General features: G+C 61.4%; 20 protein-coding genes. 11 read left to right on the top strand and 9 right to left on the bottom strand.

Annotated elements, in window-relative coordinates; all coding sequences use genetic code 11:
• The first annotated feature begins 8 nt into the window (after window positions 1-8).
• From ACHMXK_RS06455 to ACHMXK_RS06420, 8 genes are all read left to right on the top strand, one after another.
• Entirely contained in the window at window positions 9-380 is a 372-nt protein-coding gene (locus ACHMXK_RS06455) for a hypothetical protein (protein ID WP_397438697.1), read from the top strand.
• 86 nt (window positions 381-466) lie between these two features.
• Window positions 467-772, top strand: coding sequence for a copper-binding protein (locus ACHMXK_RS06450; RefSeq protein ID WP_397438695.1), 306 nt, complete (start codon window positions 467-469; stop codon window positions 770-772).
• Window positions 769-1,404 carry a hypothetical protein gene (locus ACHMXK_RS06445; protein ID WP_397438693.1) on the top strand — a complete coding sequence of 212 codons (636 nt, stop codon included), beginning with the start codon at window positions 769-771 and terminating at the stop codon, window positions 1,402-1,404. Before ACHMXK_RS06450 ends, ACHMXK_RS06445 begins: the two co-directional genes overlap by 4 nt.
• Window positions 1,405-1,444: 40 nt before the next feature.
• The gene (locus tag ACHMXK_RS06440; protein WP_397438691.1) at window positions 1,445-1,798 is read left to right on the top strand and encodes a heavy-metal-associated domain-containing protein; all 354 of its coding nucleotides are present in this window, start codon (window positions 1,445-1,447) and stop codon (window positions 1,796-1,798) included.
• The gene (locus tag ACHMXK_RS06435) at window positions 1,795-2,199 is read left to right on the top strand and encodes a hypothetical protein (protein WP_397438689.1); all 405 of its coding nucleotides are present in this window, start codon (window positions 1,795-1,797) and stop codon (window positions 2,197-2,199) included. Before ACHMXK_RS06440 ends, ACHMXK_RS06435 begins: the two co-directional genes overlap by 4 nt.
• A gap of 126 nt (window positions 2,200-2,325) precedes the next feature.
• Window positions 2,326-3,720, top strand: coding sequence for a TAXI family TRAP transporter solute-binding subunit (locus tag ACHMXK_RS06430; RefSeq protein WP_397438687.1), 1,395 nt, complete (start codon window positions 2,326-2,328; stop codon window positions 3,718-3,720).
• Window positions 3,721-3,798: 78 nt separating this feature from the next.
• Complete coding sequence (locus ACHMXK_RS06425) at window positions 3,799-4,281, top strand: thioesterase family protein (protein ID WP_397438685.1); 483 nt, start codon at window positions 3,799-3,801, stop codon at window positions 4,279-4,281.
• Window positions 4,282-4,356: 75 nt separating this feature from the next.
• A complete protein-coding gene (locus tag ACHMXK_RS06420; RefSeq protein WP_397438683.1) occupies window positions 4,357-4,740 on the top strand; it encodes a VOC family protein in 384 nt (127 codons plus the stop codon).
• A gap of 39 nt (window positions 4,741-4,779) precedes the next feature.
• Here the strand turns inward: ACHMXK_RS06420 and ACHMXK_RS06415 are convergent, their stop codons facing one another.
• The 4 genes from ACHMXK_RS06415 to ettA form a co-directional block, all read right to left on the bottom strand.
• Window positions 4,780-5,706, bottom strand: coding sequence for a DUF1631 family protein (locus ACHMXK_RS06415; RefSeq protein ID WP_397438681.1), 927 nt, complete (start codon window positions 5,704-5,706; stop codon window positions 4,780-4,782).
• Window positions 5,697-6,656 (bottom strand): DUF1631 family protein, encoded by a 960-nt coding sequence (locus ACHMXK_RS06410; protein ID WP_397438679.1) that lies wholly within the window; start codon window positions 6,654-6,656, stop codon window positions 5,697-5,699. Before ACHMXK_RS06410 ends, ACHMXK_RS06415 begins: the two co-directional genes overlap by 10 nt.
• A gap of 431 nt (window positions 6,657-7,087) precedes the next feature.
• On the bottom strand, window positions 7,088-7,627 hold the full coding sequence (locus ACHMXK_RS06405) for a DUF1415 domain-containing protein (protein ID WP_397442459.1): 540 nt from the start codon (window positions 7,625-7,627) through the stop codon (window positions 7,088-7,090).
• 131 nt (window positions 7,628-7,758) lie between these two features.
• Window positions 7,759-9,420: an energy-dependent translational throttle protein EttA gene (gene ettA / locus ACHMXK_RS06400; protein WP_397438677.1), complete on the bottom strand. Its 1,662-nt coding sequence runs from the start codon at window positions 9,418-9,420 to the stop codon at window positions 7,759-7,761.
• Window positions 9,421-9,772: 352 nt separating this feature from the next.
• Between ettA and ACHMXK_RS06395 the strand changes: the two genes are divergently transcribed.
• The 3 genes from ACHMXK_RS06395 to ACHMXK_RS06385 all read left to right on the top strand — a co-directional run bounded on the left by ACHMXK_RS06395 (window position 9,773) and on the right by ACHMXK_RS06385 (window position 12,681).
• On the top strand, window positions 9,773-11,494 hold the full coding sequence (locus tag ACHMXK_RS06395) for a DEAD/DEAH box helicase (protein WP_397438675.1): 1,722 nt from the start codon (window positions 9,773-9,775) through the stop codon (window positions 11,492-11,494).
• Window positions 11,495-11,540: 46 nt separating this feature from the next.
• Window positions 11,541-12,065, top strand: a complete 525-nt coding sequence (locus ACHMXK_RS06390) for an epimerase (protein WP_397438673.1) — start codon at window positions 11,541-11,543, stop codon at window positions 12,063-12,065.
• A 310-nt stretch (window positions 12,066-12,375) separates the two neighbouring features.
• Window positions 12,376-12,681, top strand: a complete 306-nt coding sequence (locus tag ACHMXK_RS06385) for a hypothetical protein (RefSeq protein ID WP_397438043.1) — start codon at window positions 12,376-12,378, stop codon at window positions 12,679-12,681.
• 82 nt (window positions 12,682-12,763) lie between these two features.
• Here the strand turns inward: ACHMXK_RS06385 and ACHMXK_RS06380 are convergent, their stop codons facing one another.
• The 5 genes from ACHMXK_RS06380 to ACHMXK_RS06360 all read right to left on the bottom strand — a co-directional run bounded on the left by ACHMXK_RS06380 (window position 12,764) and on the right by ACHMXK_RS06360 (window position 17,187).
• Window positions 12,764-13,150 (bottom strand): hypothetical protein, encoded by a 387-nt coding sequence (locus ACHMXK_RS06380; protein ID WP_397438671.1) that lies wholly within the window; start codon window positions 13,148-13,150, stop codon window positions 12,764-12,766.
• A 46-nt stretch (window positions 13,151-13,196) separates the two neighbouring features.
• Complete coding sequence (locus ACHMXK_RS06375) at window positions 13,197-13,718, bottom strand: gluconokinase (RefSeq protein ID WP_397438669.1); 522 nt, start codon at window positions 13,716-13,718, stop codon at window positions 13,197-13,199.
• 47 nt (window positions 13,719-13,765) lie between these two features.
• Entirely contained in the window at window positions 13,766-14,878 is a 1,113-nt protein-coding gene (locus tag ACHMXK_RS06370) for a mandelate racemase/muconate lactonizing enzyme family protein (protein WP_397438667.1), read from the bottom strand.
• Between the two features lie 34 nt (window positions 14,879-14,912).
• Window positions 14,913-16,124 carry a mandelate racemase/muconate lactonizing enzyme family protein gene (locus tag ACHMXK_RS06365; protein ID WP_397438665.1) on the bottom strand — a complete coding sequence of 404 codons (1,212 nt, stop codon included), beginning with the start codon at window positions 16,122-16,124 and terminating at the stop codon, window positions 14,913-14,915.
• A 61-nt stretch (window positions 16,125-16,185) separates the two neighbouring features.
• A complete protein-coding gene (locus ACHMXK_RS06360; RefSeq protein ID WP_397438663.1) occupies window positions 16,186-17,187 on the bottom strand; it encodes a TRAP transporter substrate-binding protein in 1,002 nt (333 codons plus the stop codon).
• Window positions 17,188-17,236 lie beyond the last annotated feature (49 nt).

The raw sequence follows: 17,236 nt of genomic DNA, 5'->3' as shown, positions 1-17,236 counted from the left end.
ATCAAGGCATGCGTTATTTGCTCATCGCCCTCATGATCGTCCTGCTGCCTGCGCGCGGCTGGGTCGGCCATGCGATGGCGATGGACATGGCGGAGCAACAAGTCATCATGGCCCAGAGCGCGGTGTCGGCCGAGCTAAACGCCATGCCTGAAGACTGCCCCATGTTTGCCCAGGCGGGCGACATGATGGACAAACCCGCCGAGACCGCGGGCGCACACTGCAACAGTTGCGACACCTGTGAGTTGTGCCTGGCACTGGCGTCTTTCAGCTGGAACGATGTACCGGCCCAGGCCTTCGCGCCGCAGGCCGGGCCGCTGGCCCACGGCAGCCGCTTCAGCAGCGCCGACAGCGGCCCAGGCATCAAACCACCCATTTCCTGACCTCCATGCCCAAGGTGCGTCCGCTGTAGACCGGCTGGCGCTTTATCTGGCGCAGCGTTTGTGCTGCCCACCTTCTGGAGATTGACATGTGGAAATTTTTACCCGCGCTGCTGCTTGCCGCGATACACCTGGCGCCCGCACGCGCGGCTCCGCCACCAGGCGTTGAACCCGAGTTGGTGAAAGCCCAGGTCGTGAAAGTTGATGCGCGCCGCGGCAAAGTCCTGCTGAAACACGAAGCGATACCGAGCATAGACATGGACGCCATGACCATGCCCTTCAAGGTCAAGGAGGCCGCCATGCTGGAAGGCATCCAGGCCGGCGACAAGGTGCGCTTCTCCGTACAAGTGCAGGACGACGACTTGCTCATCACGCGTATCGAGGTGCTGAAATGAAGCACTGGCTGATCACCCTGGCCCTGGCCGCCGCTGCATCGGCACAGGCCGGGCCCATGGGTTTCAAGGACAGCACCATGGCCATGGGCGACTTCAGCCCGAACTGGCGCGAGGCCTGGGTCAACCATGCCTTGACCCCGCGCGACGCCCTGGGGGCTGGCGGCCTGTTCATGCGTTCGGACGACCACCGCCTGACGCGCGAGTTTGCCGAGCTGACCTACACCCGGCTGCTCAAACGTATCAACGGCGAACACTCGCAGGCCAACTTCTGGTTTGTGGGCGGTGCCGGGGAGCTGCGCGGCAACGACTTCGCGGGCAGCAAAACCATGCTGGCGCCTGGCGTCTCGGCCGACTACGAAACCACGCGTTTTTACGCCTCGGGCTCGCTGCGGCTGTACCGTGCGCCCGGCATCAACCATGACTTTGCCTCGGTACGTACCGGCTTTTCGTTCTACGAAGTCGACTACGACGAGATCCAGCCCTGGTTCATTCTCGAAGCGCGGCGCATGCGCGGCCTGTCGGAAAAAACCGAGATCACACCCATGCTGCGTTTCATCCACAACCGGTATTTTGTCGAGCTCGGTGTCAACAACATGAAGCAGGGCCGTTTCAACTTCATGTACATCTTCTGAGCCCCGCCAACCTCCCCCTACCCGCATTCAAGGACTTATCATGACATCCTCTTTTACTCTCAAATTCATAGCTGCCTGCGCAAGCGCCACCTTGGCTACAGGCCTTTTTTCCTCAGCCTTGGCGGCGGAAAGCATCAAGGTCACGGTCAACGGCATGGTCTGCGCTTTTTGCGCGCAAGGCATTGAAAAACGCCTGGCCAAAATGCCGGCGACCCAGGCCGTGTTTGTGGACCTGAAGAAAAAAATCGTGGCCGTGGAAGCCAAGGACGGCCAGACCCTGGACGGCCCCGCCATCAGCCACGAAATCACCGAAGCCGGTTACGACGTGGTGAAACTGGAAACCATACAGCAGTCGGTGGCCGAGATCAAGGCCCAGACCAAGGCCGCCAAATGACGCAGCAGTCCCTGGAAGTGACCGGCGGAAAGGTATCGGCCTGGTCGTCCTGGGTGGCGCTGTTCGCCAGTTCCGGCACGCTGGTCTGCTGCGCGCTGCCGGCCCTGCTGGTGGCGCTGGGCGCGGGTGCGGCGCTGTCCATGCTGGTGTCTGCCGTTCCCGGCCTGGTCTGGCTCAGCGAATACAAGGGCCTGGTGTTTGGCGTGGCGGGCGTGATGCTGGGTCTCAGCGGCGTGCTGCAATGGCAAAACCGCTTTGCGCCCTGCCCCGTCGACCCGGCACTGCGGCAGGCTTGCCTGCGCACGCGCAAAACCTCGGCACGGGTGTACGGCGCCAGCCTGCTGCTGTATACCGTGGGCGGCTGGTTTGCCTTTGTCCAGCCCTGGTTGCAGGACTTCTGAACACGCCGCTTTCGCTATATTTTCAATAGCTGCTTGCGCGCTATACCAAAGGGCTGCAGGCCTTTTTCTTGTAAATTTTGAAACATGGAGCAGGCACCGGCCGCCAGCGCCGTGCTATGGTGGCGCATGTCAAAAAACATACGTTACACCCTGCTGTCACTGCGCGACCTGCTTGTGTCCGTCGGTCCGTTTTTACTGCTGGCCGTGGGCCTGCTGGCACTGGCCTACTGGTGGCTGGACCCGAACCCGCCCAAACGCGTGACCCTGGCCACCGGCCCGGCGCAAAGTGCTTACGACGAGTTCGGCAAACGTTACGCCAAAATCCTGGCCGAAGACGGCATCGAGGTCGTGCTGCTGCCCTCGCAGGGTTCGGCCCACAACCTGCACCTGCTGCGCAAGGGCGAGGTCGACCTCGGTTTTGTGCAGGGCGGCACCAGCGAGGAGCGGCCCGAAGACGAGGAAAACCTGGAATCGCTGGGCAGCCTGTTTGTCGAACCCGTCTGGCTGTTTTACCGCGAAGACGCCGCGCGCAAACTTCTGGACGCCGGCCCCCCCGGCACACCTAGCACCAAGCCGCAGGCAGGCAAGGCAAGCGACGGGCAGACCACCTTGAATTCATTGACGCAGCTAGAGGGCTGGCGCGTCAACACCGGCACGCCGGGCAGCGGCATTCCCAACCTCATGAACAAGCTGCTGGCCAGCAACAAAGTCGATCCTTCCACGCTGAAGATTTCCGCCCTGGAGCAAACACCCGCCACCATGGCGCTGCTGGCCGGCGAGCTGGACGCCATTGTGTTTGCGTCCGCGCCCGAGTCATTGATGGTGCAGATGTTGCTGCAAACCCCCGGTATTGCGCTCATGGATTTTCCGCAGAGCGAAGCCTACTCGCGCCGCTTTTCCTTCCTGACCCCGGTGGTCTTGCCGCGCGGCATGGTGGACCTGGCGGCCAACATCCCGCCGCACGACGTGCGGCTGGTGGCCCCCACCACCGCGTTGATCAGCCACAAGGGCACGCACCCGGCCGTGTTGCAGCTGTTTGTGCAGGCGGGCAACCGCATCCACGGCAGCGCCGGCTGGTTCAAGCGTGCCCGTGAATACCCCAACCTGGCCAACAACGAGTTGCCGATTTCCGCCGAAGCAGAACGCGGCATCAAAAACGACAAACCTTTTTTGCAGCGTTACCTGCCCTTCTGGGTCGCCAACCTGGTCGAACGCATGTGGCTGGTGATGGGCATCATCATCGCCATCATGCTGCCGCTGTCGCGCATCGTGCCGCCGCTTTACGCGTTTCGCGTGCGCTCGCGCATCTTCAGGTGGTATGGCCAGCTGCGCGACATCGAGCAGCGGATTGACAACGGCGACACCGACCACCAGGCCTTGTTTCAAGAACTCAGAAACCTGGAAATCCGCGCCGAAAAAATCAGCGTCCCGCTGTCTTACACCGATGAGTTGTATGCGCTGCGCAGCAACATCCACCTTGTGCGCAAAAAACTGCAGCGCGCCGACGCCACCACCGAATAATTTCCAGGTCCGCAGCTTCGCTGCTGTCTTTGCCCATCCATAGGGAGTCTTGCCTTGTCCGGAATACTGAGAAATTTGTTGACCATTGTTTGGGCGCTGCTGCGCTACCGCAGCGCCAGCGCCTTGTCGCCCACCGTGGCGCATTTTTTTGTCACGCCGCTGGACACCGGCCTGGCCACCTTGAAAAGTGACAGGTATCTCCAGATGGCGGAGTCCGCCCAGTTCGACTACGTGATCAAGACAGCGCTGATCCACCCCATGCTGGCGAAAGGTTACAGCTTCGTCAACGCCTCCCAACTGGTGAAGTTTGTGAAACCGGTCCGGCTCTTCCAGCGCGTGCGGGTGGAGTCACGGGTGATGTACGCCGACGACAAATGTGCCTGGTTTTGCCATACGTTCACCGTGCGGCACATCCGGCACGCCGAGGTTCTGGTGAAGATGAAGTTCAAACAAGGCGGCATCACGGTTCCGCCGGAAAAGTTGCTGGGCGTGTTCAAAGGCGCCAAGCCGGCTGCTATCCAGGCCTGGGATGAGGCGCTGGCGGCGATTCCGCAAGCTTGACGCCAGTGGGCGCCGCGCCTTACCATTTATTTTCTTTCAGGGGGCACCGCTTGCAGCGTTGAAGGAAACCGTGCCATGTCCATTCAGCTGAACCACACCATTGTTTCGGCCCGTGATCCGCAGGCCTCTGCGGCTTTCCTGGCAGACATTCTGGGGCTCGCGGCGCCTGTCCCGTTTGGCCGCTTTTACGGCGTGACTCTGGACAACGGCGTCACCCTTGATTTTCTGCAGGATGACGACGAAATCAGCATTCAGCACTACGCTTTTCTCGTCAGCGAAGAGGCCTTTGATGAAATTTTCGGCCGCATTCGCGCGCGCAAACTCCCCTACTGGGCCGATCCGCGCCACCAGCAGGCCGACCAGATCAACCACCACGATGGCGGGCGCGGCCTGTACTGGAACGATCCGTCTGGCCACTACCTGGAAATCATCACCCGCCCCTATGGCAGCGGCAGCTGAGTTGCAGAAAAAGTAGCAACCCGGCGACCCCGTCACACATCAGCGGTGGCGACCACCTTCGATGCTGTTGCGCATGGCGGTACGGGCCACGGCGTCCAGCGCGCCGTCCACCAGCCCTTGCTGGCTGACAACCTTGACTTGCTCCATACGCAGCAACTTCTGCAAGACGCGCGCCGTCATGGAATGCATGCGGCCGCCCTGGCCGGTGAACATCAGCAAGGTGTTGTGCGGGCTGACCCAGGTCAGTTGCGCACGCAGCCATTGCGCGTCCGACTGCAACTCCACCCAATCCCCCAGTTGCAGCGCCACGTGTTGAGCCCCTGCGGCCGACTCAACGTCAACGGGTAAGTCGGCCTGGCAGGCTTCAAGCCCTGGTGGCGGCAGGGTGTCGGCCGCCCAGTCCGCCATGAAGCCGGAGTCCTGCGCTTCGGCCGGTGCCAGCCAGGGCTGACCAGCGTCGGGGGCTGGTCCGCACCAGGCCACGCGCGCGCAGAGAAAAGTCTGGACGGCCGCCTCGGACTGTGGCTGCAGGGCCGCCTGGTGGATCAGCATGACTTCGTCGAAAAACGCCTTGGACTGCGCCAGCGGGTAATCGATGGACAACAAACCTTCGCGCACGGCCTTGAGCATGTCGGGAATCATCTTGAGCAAACGGGCGCGGTAGTGCGACGCCTGGGCAATGTTCAGGCTCCAGAGCAACTCGCCCAGCGCCAGGCTGAACCTGGCCTTCTGCGCGCCCAGCCCGCCGTGTTCGCCAAGCAAACGTTCCTTGGCCATGACCTGGGCCCAGGGGCCGGTCAGAAAAGCCGTGATCACGCGGTTGCCGCTGAAAAAGTCACGGCGCATCCGGATCTTGCCGGCAATTTTTTCCGCCAGCAGGTTGCGCTGCTCGGCCTGGGCCATCACCTGCCGGACCGGCGGCAACAGCCAGCTGTCCCTGGCCATCTGCGCCATCATCAAACCCATGACTTCGTGGGCCAGTGACGGACCCAAGGTGCTGGCCGCGACGAAGCCTCCAAAACCTTGTCCTTGAGCCGGGCCAACATGCCCCTGGCTTGCGGCACCACAGACGACCCGGTGCCTGCCGGTGCTGCAGCAGCAGGCTGGCGCTCAAACGACGCGTCGTAGTCGCCGGCCAGCAAATGCTGCAAATGGTCCAGCGTCAACACCTCGTCGCGGTCCGAGCGCTCAGGCGCAGCGCCCATGTGATCTTCAGAACTGGCACCGGACTGGTCCCGGTTCTGCCGCGGGGCCAGCACGCCGCAGGCCGCAGCAGCGACACCCAGCTTGGCCAGGCGCGCGTTCAGCAGCACATACAGGGCCTGCAATTCGTGCCCCAAGGTAGAGGCGCCCTGCCCCAGCCAGCAGCTAAGCACCGCTAGGCTGGCCGGCAGGTCTTGCAGCAGCGTGCGCAAGGCTTGGCAAACCACCGCCGGGCGCAGTGGATTGCAATCCATCGGGAGATCGCCCAGGCCTTGCGCCGTGCTCAGGCGTGCAGAAAAATCAGCCAGCGCCGCTTCGCAGCCCATGCGGACCCCCTGCAGCAGGCGTGCGCTGTCCAACGTGGTCTGGATCTGCTCGTCGCCCATCCGTTCGAGGTCTTGAAACTTCAGCGATGACCATGTGCGAGCCGCGGCTTCGTCTATTTTTTCGCCGGACGGACGTCTGTCCTCGGCCATGGCTTTTTTCAATGCCGGCGCGAAGCCTCGCTCGATGAGCGACTGGTTTTTTTTGAGTGCGGCAACAGCCTCCGCGTACAGCTTCCTGTCCACCTCGCTGGGGGCCTCCCGGGCACGCTGATCCAGCAATGCCACCAGCCCGGCACACCAGCGCTGTATCAACAAAGGGACTTGGCTGAACGCTTCATGGAGGCACGGCTGGTAGGCCTGGGCAAGTGCGGCAGAGGGCAGGGGCATGGATGGGTCGGGCTCTTTCAGGCACAAAAGCCAGACCGGTTAAAAACATGCGGCGGTGTGGCAAAACAGCGTCGATGATAGCGGCCAGATGCCACGCCAAAGTCACCAACGCGTCCCCGGCAAGCGGACTGCCTGGCACGCTGTCAGGCAGCGGGGAAATCCGAACGCCTTACGCCAAAAAATCCATGAATGTGCCAACAATCACCGGAAAGGCTTTAGCCCCGAACCGAAAGATCATCACGGTGCACGACGGACGGGCAACAGGTGATGCGCACAAATAGCGGCCTGGTCATCGCTGGCCCTCTTTTTCACAGCCCCATCCTGAGGCAGACCCATGTGAAACCGTACGGCGCCGAATTTTTTGAAACGTTTTGGCTGGTGCTTGGCGGCTGCGTCCGGCCGTTCCTTCGTGACGGCCGGCCCCTGATGGATCAGGAAAGCCCCAAGGCCTTCCAGCCGGCATGGCCCAGTTTTTCCAGGGTCTGGATGTTCTGCTCAAAGATGGCTTCGGCCTCGGGAAAAGCCGCCACCGCGCGTTCCACACTGTCCTCGCGCAACAAATGCAGAATCGCAAACGGCGCACGGTTGGTGTAGTTGCTGATGTCGTCCGGTTCGGTACCATCAAACTGGAACTGCGGATGAAAACTCGCAAGTTGCACCACGCCTTCCAGGCCATGTTCGTCCACCACACCGTCGGCAATTTCCAGGAAATCATTGAAGTCCAGGAAATCGTCAAACAAGGTGGGATGAATCAGCAAGGTGGTGTCAATCTCCTCGGCCGGCGTCGCCACCAGCAGATCCAGCTCCTTGTCCAGCTCTTCCAGCAAGTCATCTGCATGGCGGGCATGGCTGACCACCAGGCGCACCTGATTTTTCACGTATACCGCCTTGGCAAACGGACACAGGTTCAGGCCGATCACGGCTTTTTCAAGCCACAGCCGCGTCGCCGCAAGAACGGCTTCGTCCGTCATAGCCATGCGCAATACTCCCGCACACTCTCTTCATACCAGCAAGGGCCGCGGGACTGGCTTTGCCAGACCGCAGGCGCAGCGGCCCCCTCGGGGGGCAGCGAAGTACACGAAGTGACGAGCGTGGGGGCCAATTACTTCAACGCCTTGAAACGCATACGTTTAGGCTTGGCACCTTCTTCACCCAAACGTTTCTTCTTGTCGGCTTCGTATTCCTGGTAGTTGCCATCAAAGAAGGTCCACTGGCTGTCGCCTTCGGCCGCCAGGATGTGGGTGGCGATGCGGTCCAGGAACCAGCGGTCATGGCTAATCACCATGAGGGAGCCAGCGAACTCCAGCAAGGCGTCTTCCAGAGAGCGCAGGGTCTCCACGTCCAGGTCGTTGGAGGGCTCATCGAGCATCAGTACGTTGCCGCCGGCAATCAGGGTTTTGGCCAGATGCAAACGTCCGCGTTCACCGCCCGACAACATGCCCACGCGTTTTTGCTGGTCGGCACCGTTGAAGTTGAAACGGCCGGCATAAGCGCGGCTGGGCATGGTGAACTTGCCGACGGTCAGCAAATCCAGGCCACCCGAGATGTCTTCCCAGACGGTTTTTTCGTTGGCCAGGTCATCGCGGTGCTGGTCGACAAAAGCCATGCGCACGGTCTTGCCGATCGCCACTTCACCGCTGTCCGGCTGCTCCTTGCCGGCAATCAGCTTGAACAGCGTGGATTTACCGGCGCCGTTGGGGCCGATGATGCCGACGATGGCGCCGGCAGGCACCTTGAAACTCAGATTGTCGATCAACAGGCGGTCACCAAACGACTTGCTGACACCCTTGAACTCGATGACTTCATTGCCCAGGCGCTCGGCCACGGGGATAAAAATCTCCTGGGTTTCGTTGCGCTGCTGGTATTCAAAATCCGACAATTCTTCAAAACGGGCCAGGCGCGACTTGCTCTTGGCCTGACGCGCTTTCGGGTTCTGGCGCGACCATTCCAGCTCTTTCTTCAAAGCCTTGGCGCGGGCTTCTTCGCCCTTTTGCTCCTGCGCCAGACGTTCGCCCTTCTGCTCCAGCCAGGTGCTGTAATTGCCTTTCCATGGGATGCCACGACCGCGGTCCAGCTCCAGAATCCACTCGGCCGCGTTGTCCAGGAAGTAGCGATCGTGGGTGATGGCCACCACGGTGCCGGGGTAACGCTGCAAAAACTGCTCCAGCCAGTCCACCGATTCGGCGTCCAGGTGATTGGTGGGCTCGTCGAGCAGCAACATGTCGGGCTTGGACAACAACAAGCTGCACAAGGCCACGCGGCGTTTTTCGCCACCGGACAAGACGCCGATCACGGCATCCCAGGGCGGCAGACGCAGCGCGTCGGCGGCGATTTCGAGCTGGTGCTCGGAGTCGGTGCCGGAGGTGGCGATGATGGCTTCCAGGCGCGCCTGCTCGGCGGCCAACGCGTCAAAGTCGGCGTCGGGCTCGCCGTAGGCGGTATACACCGCTTCCAGTTGGGCCTTGGCGGCAAACACCGCCCCCATGCCGGCTTCCACACTTTCGCGCACGGTGTGTGTCGGGTCCAGCTTGGGTTCCTGCGGCAGGTAGCCGATGTTCAGGTTGGGCATGGGCGTGGCTTCGCCCTCGATTTCAGTGTCCAGGCCGGCCATGATTTTGAGCAAGGTCGACTTGCCCGAGCCGTTGGTGCCCAGCACGCCAATCTTGGCGCCGGGGAAAAAACTGAGGGAAACGTCTTTGAGAATTTGACGCTTGGGCGGCACGATCTTGCCGACCTTGTTCATGGTGAATACGTACTGGGCCATCAGGTCTCAACTTCTATAAATGGGAAAACAACGCAAGGAAAACCGGTCGCGAACCGCCTGCACACAGGGAGGGTGCGGGCATTTTGCGGGTTTCCTGACAAGCGAACAACACACACCTTAGCTGGGGGGCAGGCACCTTGGATCAAGGCGCGTTTCCGGCGCGAATCCCTCGATTATCGTTCCATGCGACAATACCTGTGTTGCTGGCTCCAGTTGCTTGCGACATTTAGGCACACCTTCGGTGACAGTTTGGGTGCCCAGCCTGACATTTTTACCCGTCTGCCTTCACTGGCGGAGGCTTTCAACAGCCCCCGACTGGCCGATCTTTAGCGCTTCTACGGCGCACTACCTAATGACTTTTGAAAATCTGAACTTGGCCCCGGCCATTCTTAAAGCCGTGCTCGAGCAGGGTTATGACACCCCCACACCTATCCAGGCCCAGGCAATTCCCGCCGTGCTGGCAGGTGGCGATCTTTTGGGCGGCGCCCAGACCGGCACCGGCAAAACCGCAGCCTTCACGCTGCCCCTGCTGCACCGCCTGGCCTCCGAGCCGGCACTGAAAAACAAACGCGGCGTCAACGCCGTGCGCGCCCTGATCATGACCCCGACGCGCGAACTCGCCGCGCAGGTCGAAGAAAGCGTACGCCTCTACGGCAAATACCTGGACCTCACCTCCATGGTGATGTTCGGCGGTGTTGGCATGGGCGCACAAATCGAAAAACTGCGCCGCGGCGTGGACATCCTGGTGGCCACCCCCGGTCGCCTGCTGGACCATGCGAGCCAGGGCACGCTGGACCTGAGCCAGGTGCAAATCCTGGTGCTGGACGAAGCCGACCGCATGCTGGACATGGGTTTCATCCACGACATCAAGAAAGTGCTGGCCCTGGTGCCCAAGCAGAAGCAGTCGCTGCTGTTTTCTGCGACCTTCAGCGATGAAATCCGCGAGCTGGCCAACGGCCTGCTGAAAAACCCGCAAAGCATCCAGGTGACGCCGCGCAACACCACCGTGCAGCGCATCACGCAGACCATTCACCCGGTCGGCCGTGGCAAGAAAAAAGCCCTGCTCACACACATCATCAACGAGCACAACTGGAGCCAGGTGCTGGTGTTCACACGCACCAAGTTCGGCGCCAACAACGTGGCCGAACACCTGACCAAAAACGGCATCCCCGCGATGGCGCTGCACGGCAACAAGAGCCAGACCGCCCGTACGCAGGCGTTGCAAGGCTTCAAGAACGGCGACATCCGCGCCCTGGTGGCCACCGACATCGCTGCCCGCGGCATCGACATCGACGAGTTGCCACATGTCGTGAACTATGAAATCCCCAACGTCAGCGAAGACTATGTGCACCGCATCGGCCGTACCGGCCGTGCCGGCAACAGCGGCGAAGCCGTCAGCCTGGTCTGCCTGGACGAAGAAGGTTTCATGCAGGACATCGAACGCTTCACCAAGCAGAACATTGAAAAAGTCATTGTTCCCGGCTTTGAAGCCGATCCCGGCGAAAAAGCCGAGCCATTGGCCATGGGCCGCCAGACCATCTGGGGCGGCCTGGGCAAACCGCCTAGCCGCGACGTGATGCAGGCAGCCGCCAAGGCCGCACGCAGCGAAATGATGACGCGCATCCGCGAAAACAAACCCCAGTCGGGCCGTGGCGGCAACGCCGGCGGTGGTGCTGGTGGCGGCAATGGCGGAGGCAACGGTGGTGGTAATGGCGGCGGTCGTGGCCGCAGCGGTGGTGGCGGCAATGGTGGCCGTAGCCAGCCTCAGGGCGGCCAGCCGCGTCAGAATTCGGGTTATTCGCAAGGCGGCCAGCCGGCCCACCATGCGCGCAACCCCAACGCCCAGGCACCCCGCCAGCAGCACTCACAGGAGCGTGATGATGATGCCCAACCCACCAGCCATGTCTCCTCAGGCTTCCCCTCTTCCGGACAGCCCACGGGCGGTAACCGCGGCAACTTCCGCGGTGGCCGGCCAGCAGGCGGCGGTGGTGGTGGCGGCCGCTCGGGTGGCTCTGGTAGCCGGGGCAACGGGTTTGGTCGGTCGGGAAATTCTGGCTCGTTTACTGGCCGGTAAATCCTACTCGGCGGTCCACTGCGTGGGCCGTCGGAAACTGGATCTGGTGCACCCCCAACTGGTGGTGCACCTCACCGATTCCCTGCCGGCCTTCAAGGCCCCGTCCGTCGATGATGTGTTCATCGCCCTGGGCACCACCATCAAGGTGGCGGGCAGCCAGCAGGCCTTTCGGGCCGTCGATTTTGAAGCCGTCGTGGCCCTCGCCAGGTCGGCACGTGTCGCAGGCGCCAGCCGCCTGGGCATCGTCAGCGCCATGGGCGCCAGCGCCCAATCCCCTGTTTTTTACAACCGCGTCAAAGGCGAGATGGAAGATGCCGTCAGCCAGCTCGGCTACGACAGCGTGGTTTTCGCCCGCCCCTCCGTCCTGGCCGGCGACCGCGCGGCTCTGGCACAAGCCATCCGCTCCGGCGAACAACTCGCGCTGACCATCACGCGCCTGCTCAAACCACTGATTCCGGCCAATTACCGCGTCATTGCGGCGGCCGACGTGGCCGCGGCCTTGATCCAGGCGGTTCAGGCGGGCCAGCCCGGCTGCCGCAGGCTGCTGTCGGGTGAGATGCAGGCCCGCTGAGACTCTCTCAGTCTTTTTGGCCTCCAGCCCATACAGAATGGGCGCAACCAGCTATTAATTCAGTAGCAACCCTGCTATGACCCTGCGAGACACTAGGGTTAACGCCTAATAAATCAAGCTTTTATTGTTCCGTATTTGGCAATTAACAATTGAAGCATATGCTGTTTTTCTTCTTCATCGGCAATAGTACAGTTCATACATCGATGAGCCGAAACCACTTAGTAAGCGACTCACCGAGGCTGGACAGACGAGGTTTTGGATCCCCGCCCGCCCGGAAATGTCTTATCAACTTCTAAAAAGGATTTTCATCATGAACTCGAAATTTGTTGCCTCCGCTCTGATCGCTGCTGCCAGCCTGGTGTCCGTGAGTGCTTTCGCCGCTGGCGCCGACGGCTCCGTCGACATCCAGCCTACCCTGACCAGCAACACCACCCGTGCTGAAGTGCGTGCCCAGATCCAGGCGGCCCAGCCCGGCGCTGTGACCGCCAGCAACCTGGTTGACGGTGGCACGGCTTTCGCAGCCGCCCCTGTGGCCGGCGAGCGCAGCCGCGCTGAAGTGCGTGCCGAAGCCGTCCAGGCTGGCGTGTCTTACAACGCTGCTCCCGGCCGCGCTTAAGCCTGTCGCTGCATTTTTGCAGTTGCCAACAAAAAACCCGCCAGGGCTTGCCCTGGCGGGTTTTTTCATGGGCGGGCAAAAATCAGCCCTGAACGAACAGGGTCACCAGCGGCTCAGCCCCGACCTGGCGGCTCCAGTGGCCGTGAACGGCCGCATCAAATACAGGCGCGTCCGGCGGCAACACATCGGCCGAATAAAAATGTTCGCCCGGCTGAAACACCCGCGAGCTCCCGTCCTGCAGGCCAATTTCCATCTGGCCGCTGAGAATGACCACCCATTGCGGTATCAAGGTGCAATGAAACTGGCTGCGAAAACCCACCGGGCTATGGCGCAACTGGTAACCGGTGGAAGGAAACACCGGCGACAACATAGCCTGGGGCGAGCCTTCGCTCAGCGCGACAGGTTCGTCGCGGAATTTGGCGTGGCCATCGGTGTCGGTATAAAGCGTGACTTTTGTGAGGTGAAGCATGGTGAGTCCAGAGAAAAATAGCAAAAAAATGAAAGACGCGATGTATTCAGCGTGTTGTGCTGCGGCTTTCCCGCAGTTGAGCGACCACCGCGGCCACGATGTCCTCGGGCCGGCTCGCGACATCAAAACGTTGTGCATTTTCCCCTACGACTGGAATCTCCAACGTGGCTAGCTGGCTGGCCAGCAGGGACAGCGGCATGTAATGGCCGGTCCGTGCCGACATACGTGCGGTCAGCAAGGCGGCGTCGCCATGCAGGTAGAGAAAAAAAATGTCGGGCGCGCCCTGGCGCAGGATGTCACGGTAGGCGTGTTTCAGCGCCGAACAGGACAAGACCAGGCCCTGCCCCGCCGCCCTGGCCTGCCGTATACGTCCGGCCAGCGTTTGCAGCCAGCCTTCGCGGTCGGCATCACTCAGGGCAAAACCCGCCGCCATACGCGCCACGTTGTGCGCCGGGTGCAAGCTGTCGCCTTCCAGAAAGTCCAGGCCCAGGGCCGCGGCCAGCTGCGCACCCACGGTGCTTTTACCGCAGCCGCTGACCCCCATGACCACAAAAATTGTCGAATACATCACCGCCTATTTTCCCTCAGCGCGCAAGGCCCTCGAGGAAGCACAGCTCAAGAAGTCGCCTGCCGATAACGCGTCCAGGCGGCGGCCGTGGGTGTGGTGCCCCCACCCGGCAATTCGGGCCGGCGGAAATAACCATCAATCACCTCGGCCGGGTCGGTGAAGCAGTCCTTGATCCACGGAATAAATTCCAGCACCTCGCAGGCCGGGTGGGCGTAGGCCAGGTGCACATGCACCTGGCTCATGTCGCCCGCGTGCGGCGCCACTGGCAGGCGAAAGGCGTGTGCCGTCTCACAGACCCGCAACACTTCGGTCAGGCCGGCCATGCGGGTCACATCGGGCTGCACCCAATGGATGGCCTGCTGCGCAAAAAATTCTGCAAAGGCATCGACCGTGTACAACTGCTCACCCAAAGCGACCGGGATGGCCGTGGCGCGCGCCAGTTGCGCGTGGCCTTTCACATCGTCGTGCCACAAGGGCTCTTCAAACCAGAACACGTCCTTGTCCTGCGCCGCCTGGCAAAAACGCTGGCAGGTCGCCAAGTCCCATTTGCCATTGCCGTCGATGGCCAGGGTCACATCCGGGCCTATGGCCTGGCGCACGGCCGCCAGGCGCCGCAAATCGCGCTCCACCGTTGAGCCGACCTTGATCTTGATGCCGGTGAAACCTTCTGCCACCGCACGTTGGGCGCCTTCAACCAGCTTGTCATCGGCGATGCTGAGCCAGCCGATGTCGGTGTTGTAGGCCCTGACCTTGTCGCGCACCTGGCCGCCCAGCAGCTTCCACAAAGGCTGCTGCGCCGCCTTGGCCTTCAAGTCCCACAAGGCCAGATCAACCGCCGCATGCGCCAGGGTGGTGATGCCGGCACGCCCGACCCATTGCAGCGCCGGGTTGCGCGCCAGTTTTTGCCACAGGCGGTTGATGTCGTTCGCGTCTTCACCGATCAGCAGCGGCGCGTGGCAAGTCTCTATACAACGTGTGATGAGCTGGTCACTGGGCAAATGGGCGTGCGTGCCGGTGAAGCCATAACCCGTCAAACCGTCTTCAGTATCTATCTGCGCACCGACCACACCCCAGTGCGAGATGCTGTGGGTGCTGTCGGCAATCTGCGAACCCGTGACCGGCACATGCAGGATGAAAGGACGGACCGATTTGATTTTCATGAGGGGACTCCGATGTGAAATGGAAAGAGGTCGTTCAGTCGGGCACCGAGCTGCGCAGCGTGGCGTCCGCACGTTTGTGCAAATCAGGCAGCAACTCCAGGCCCAGGCCGGGTTTGTCGTTCAAACTGAGCATGCCGCGAGTCACCGTGGGCAACTCGGTCACCAGTTCCTTGTACCAGCCGGTGTAAAAAGCCCGCACGCTTTCCTGGATCAAGGCATTCGGCGCGTGTAACGACAGGTGGCTGGACGCAGCCCAGACCACTGGGCCGGTGCAGTCATGCGGTGCCACAGGCAGTTGCCAGGCATCGGCCATGGCAGCAATCTTGCGCGCCTCGGTCAAACCACCGCACCAGCTCAGGTCCAGCATGGCCACGCCGGCCACACCGGTCTGCAGGTAGTCCTTGAAGCCCCACTTGTAGCTCAGGGTTTCGCTGGCGCAGATCAGCGCGTCGCAATCTTTGGAATACTGCTTGAGCAGGTCCAGCGAATCCATGCGGATCGCATCTTCATGCCAGAAGGTGTTGAAAGGTTTGAGCGCACGCGCGATTTTTTGCGCCATGGGCAGGCGCCACAAGCTGTGGAACTCGACCATGATGTCCATCTGCTCGCCGACCGCGCTGCGTATCTTGCGAAAGGGCTCCAAGGCCAGGTCCAGGTCGGTGTTGCTGATGTACTGGCCGTCGCTTTTTTCGGCCGCCGGATCAAAAGGCCAGATTTTCATGGCCGTCACACCTTCGGACAGCAGCGACTCGGCCAGCTCATCGGCGCGGTGCAAAAAACCCTCCAGATCTTCGTAAGGCCCGGCGTTGGCCTTCTTCGCGTCACCGATGCCCCAGTTCGCGGTGTTCTGGTTGACCGTGCTGCGCACGTACTGGTAGCCGGCGCAGGTGTTGTAGATACGGATGCTGTCGCGGCTCTTGCCGCCCAGCGCCGTGTACAGCGGCATGTTGGCCGCCTTGCCGAAGATGTCCCACAGCGCGATGTCGATCGCGGAGTTGCCGCGTGTCTCGACGCCGGAGCCGCGCCAGCCCAGGTAACCGGTGATGTCCTTGTTGCGTGCCTCGATGGCCAGCGGGTCCTTGCCCAGCAGCTTGGGGCCGGCCCATTCGTGGATGTAGGCTTCCACCGCCTGCGCACCCATGAAGGTTTCTCCCAGGCCCACCAGGCCTTCGTCAGTATGTATGCGCACCCAGATGATGTTGGGAAACTCGCCCAGGCGCAGGGTGTCGACTTTGGTGATTTTCAATCGATGCTCCGTAAAAAAGGCCGCAAGATGTGACTCTTGCGGCCCGTGGCGATCACGGCAATCAGTTGCCGCGTACTTTCTTCAGCGCTTCCATCACCATGTTGACCGGCTCTGCGCCTATGGTGGGCACGTTTTTGTCATACACCGGCTTGACCTTGTCGAACATGCGTTTCTGTTCGGCCGCGCTCACCTCGTTGACCGTCATGGTTTTCCTGAGGTTGGCCAGCGACTTTTCGTTCAGCGCACGGTTGGCCGCACGCTGGACTTTCTGGCCTTCCAGCGCCGCTTCACGCAACACCGCCTGCTCCTGCGGGTTCAACTGGTCCCAGAGTTTTTTGCTGTACAGCACCAGGAAAGGTGTGTAGGCATGACGCGTCACGCTCAGGTATTTCTGCACCTCGCTGAACTTCGAAGTCTCGATGGTCACAAAGGGATTTTCCTGGCCGTCGATGGTCTTGGTTTCCAGTGCGGTGAACACTTCGCCAAAAGCCATGGGCACGGCGTTGGTGCCCAGCGTTTTGAAGGTGTCGAGAAAAATATTGTTCTGCATCACGCGAACCTTGACCCCCTCGAAGTCCTCCGCCTTGGCGACCGGCCGCTTGCTGTTGGTCAGGTTGCGGAAACCGTTTTCCCAATAAGCCAGGTTGATCAGGCCGGCATCTGCCAGCTTTTTGTTGAAGTAGGCACCGGCCGGGCCGTCCAGCACGGCATCGGCTTCCTTTTCATTGGCGAACAGGAAAGGCAGATCAAAGGCGCCGAGTTCCTTGACGATGCCCACCAGCGGCGAACTCGAGGTGCAGACCATCTCTTGCGTGCCGGCACGCAGCGCCTGGGTGGCCGGCAAGTCGCCGCCCGCCGCACCGCCCCAGAAGGCATTGATCTTGATCTTGCCACCGGTTTTGGCGGCCAATACTTCCTGCATCTTCTTGACGCCGACGCCGACCGGGTGGTCTTCGTTCACGCCGTTGGTGAACTTGATGGTGCGTTCGGCATATTGCGCGAAGCTTGAAGTCGCCACCAGCAAAGCGGCTGCGGCCAAGGCCAGGGTTCTGCGTTTGAACATGGTTGTCTCCTTTTATATAAACGACAGGGGTCAGAAAAAAAACTTCAGG

This window comes from Polaromonas sp. UC242_47, assembly GCF_044452385.1.
Classification (GTDB): domain Bacteria; phylum Pseudomonadota; class Gammaproteobacteria; order Burkholderiales; family Burkholderiaceae_C; genus Polaromonas.
The sequence above is the reverse complement of the archived record's forward strand: the minus strand, read 5'-3'. Positions and strand labels throughout refer to the sequence as shown.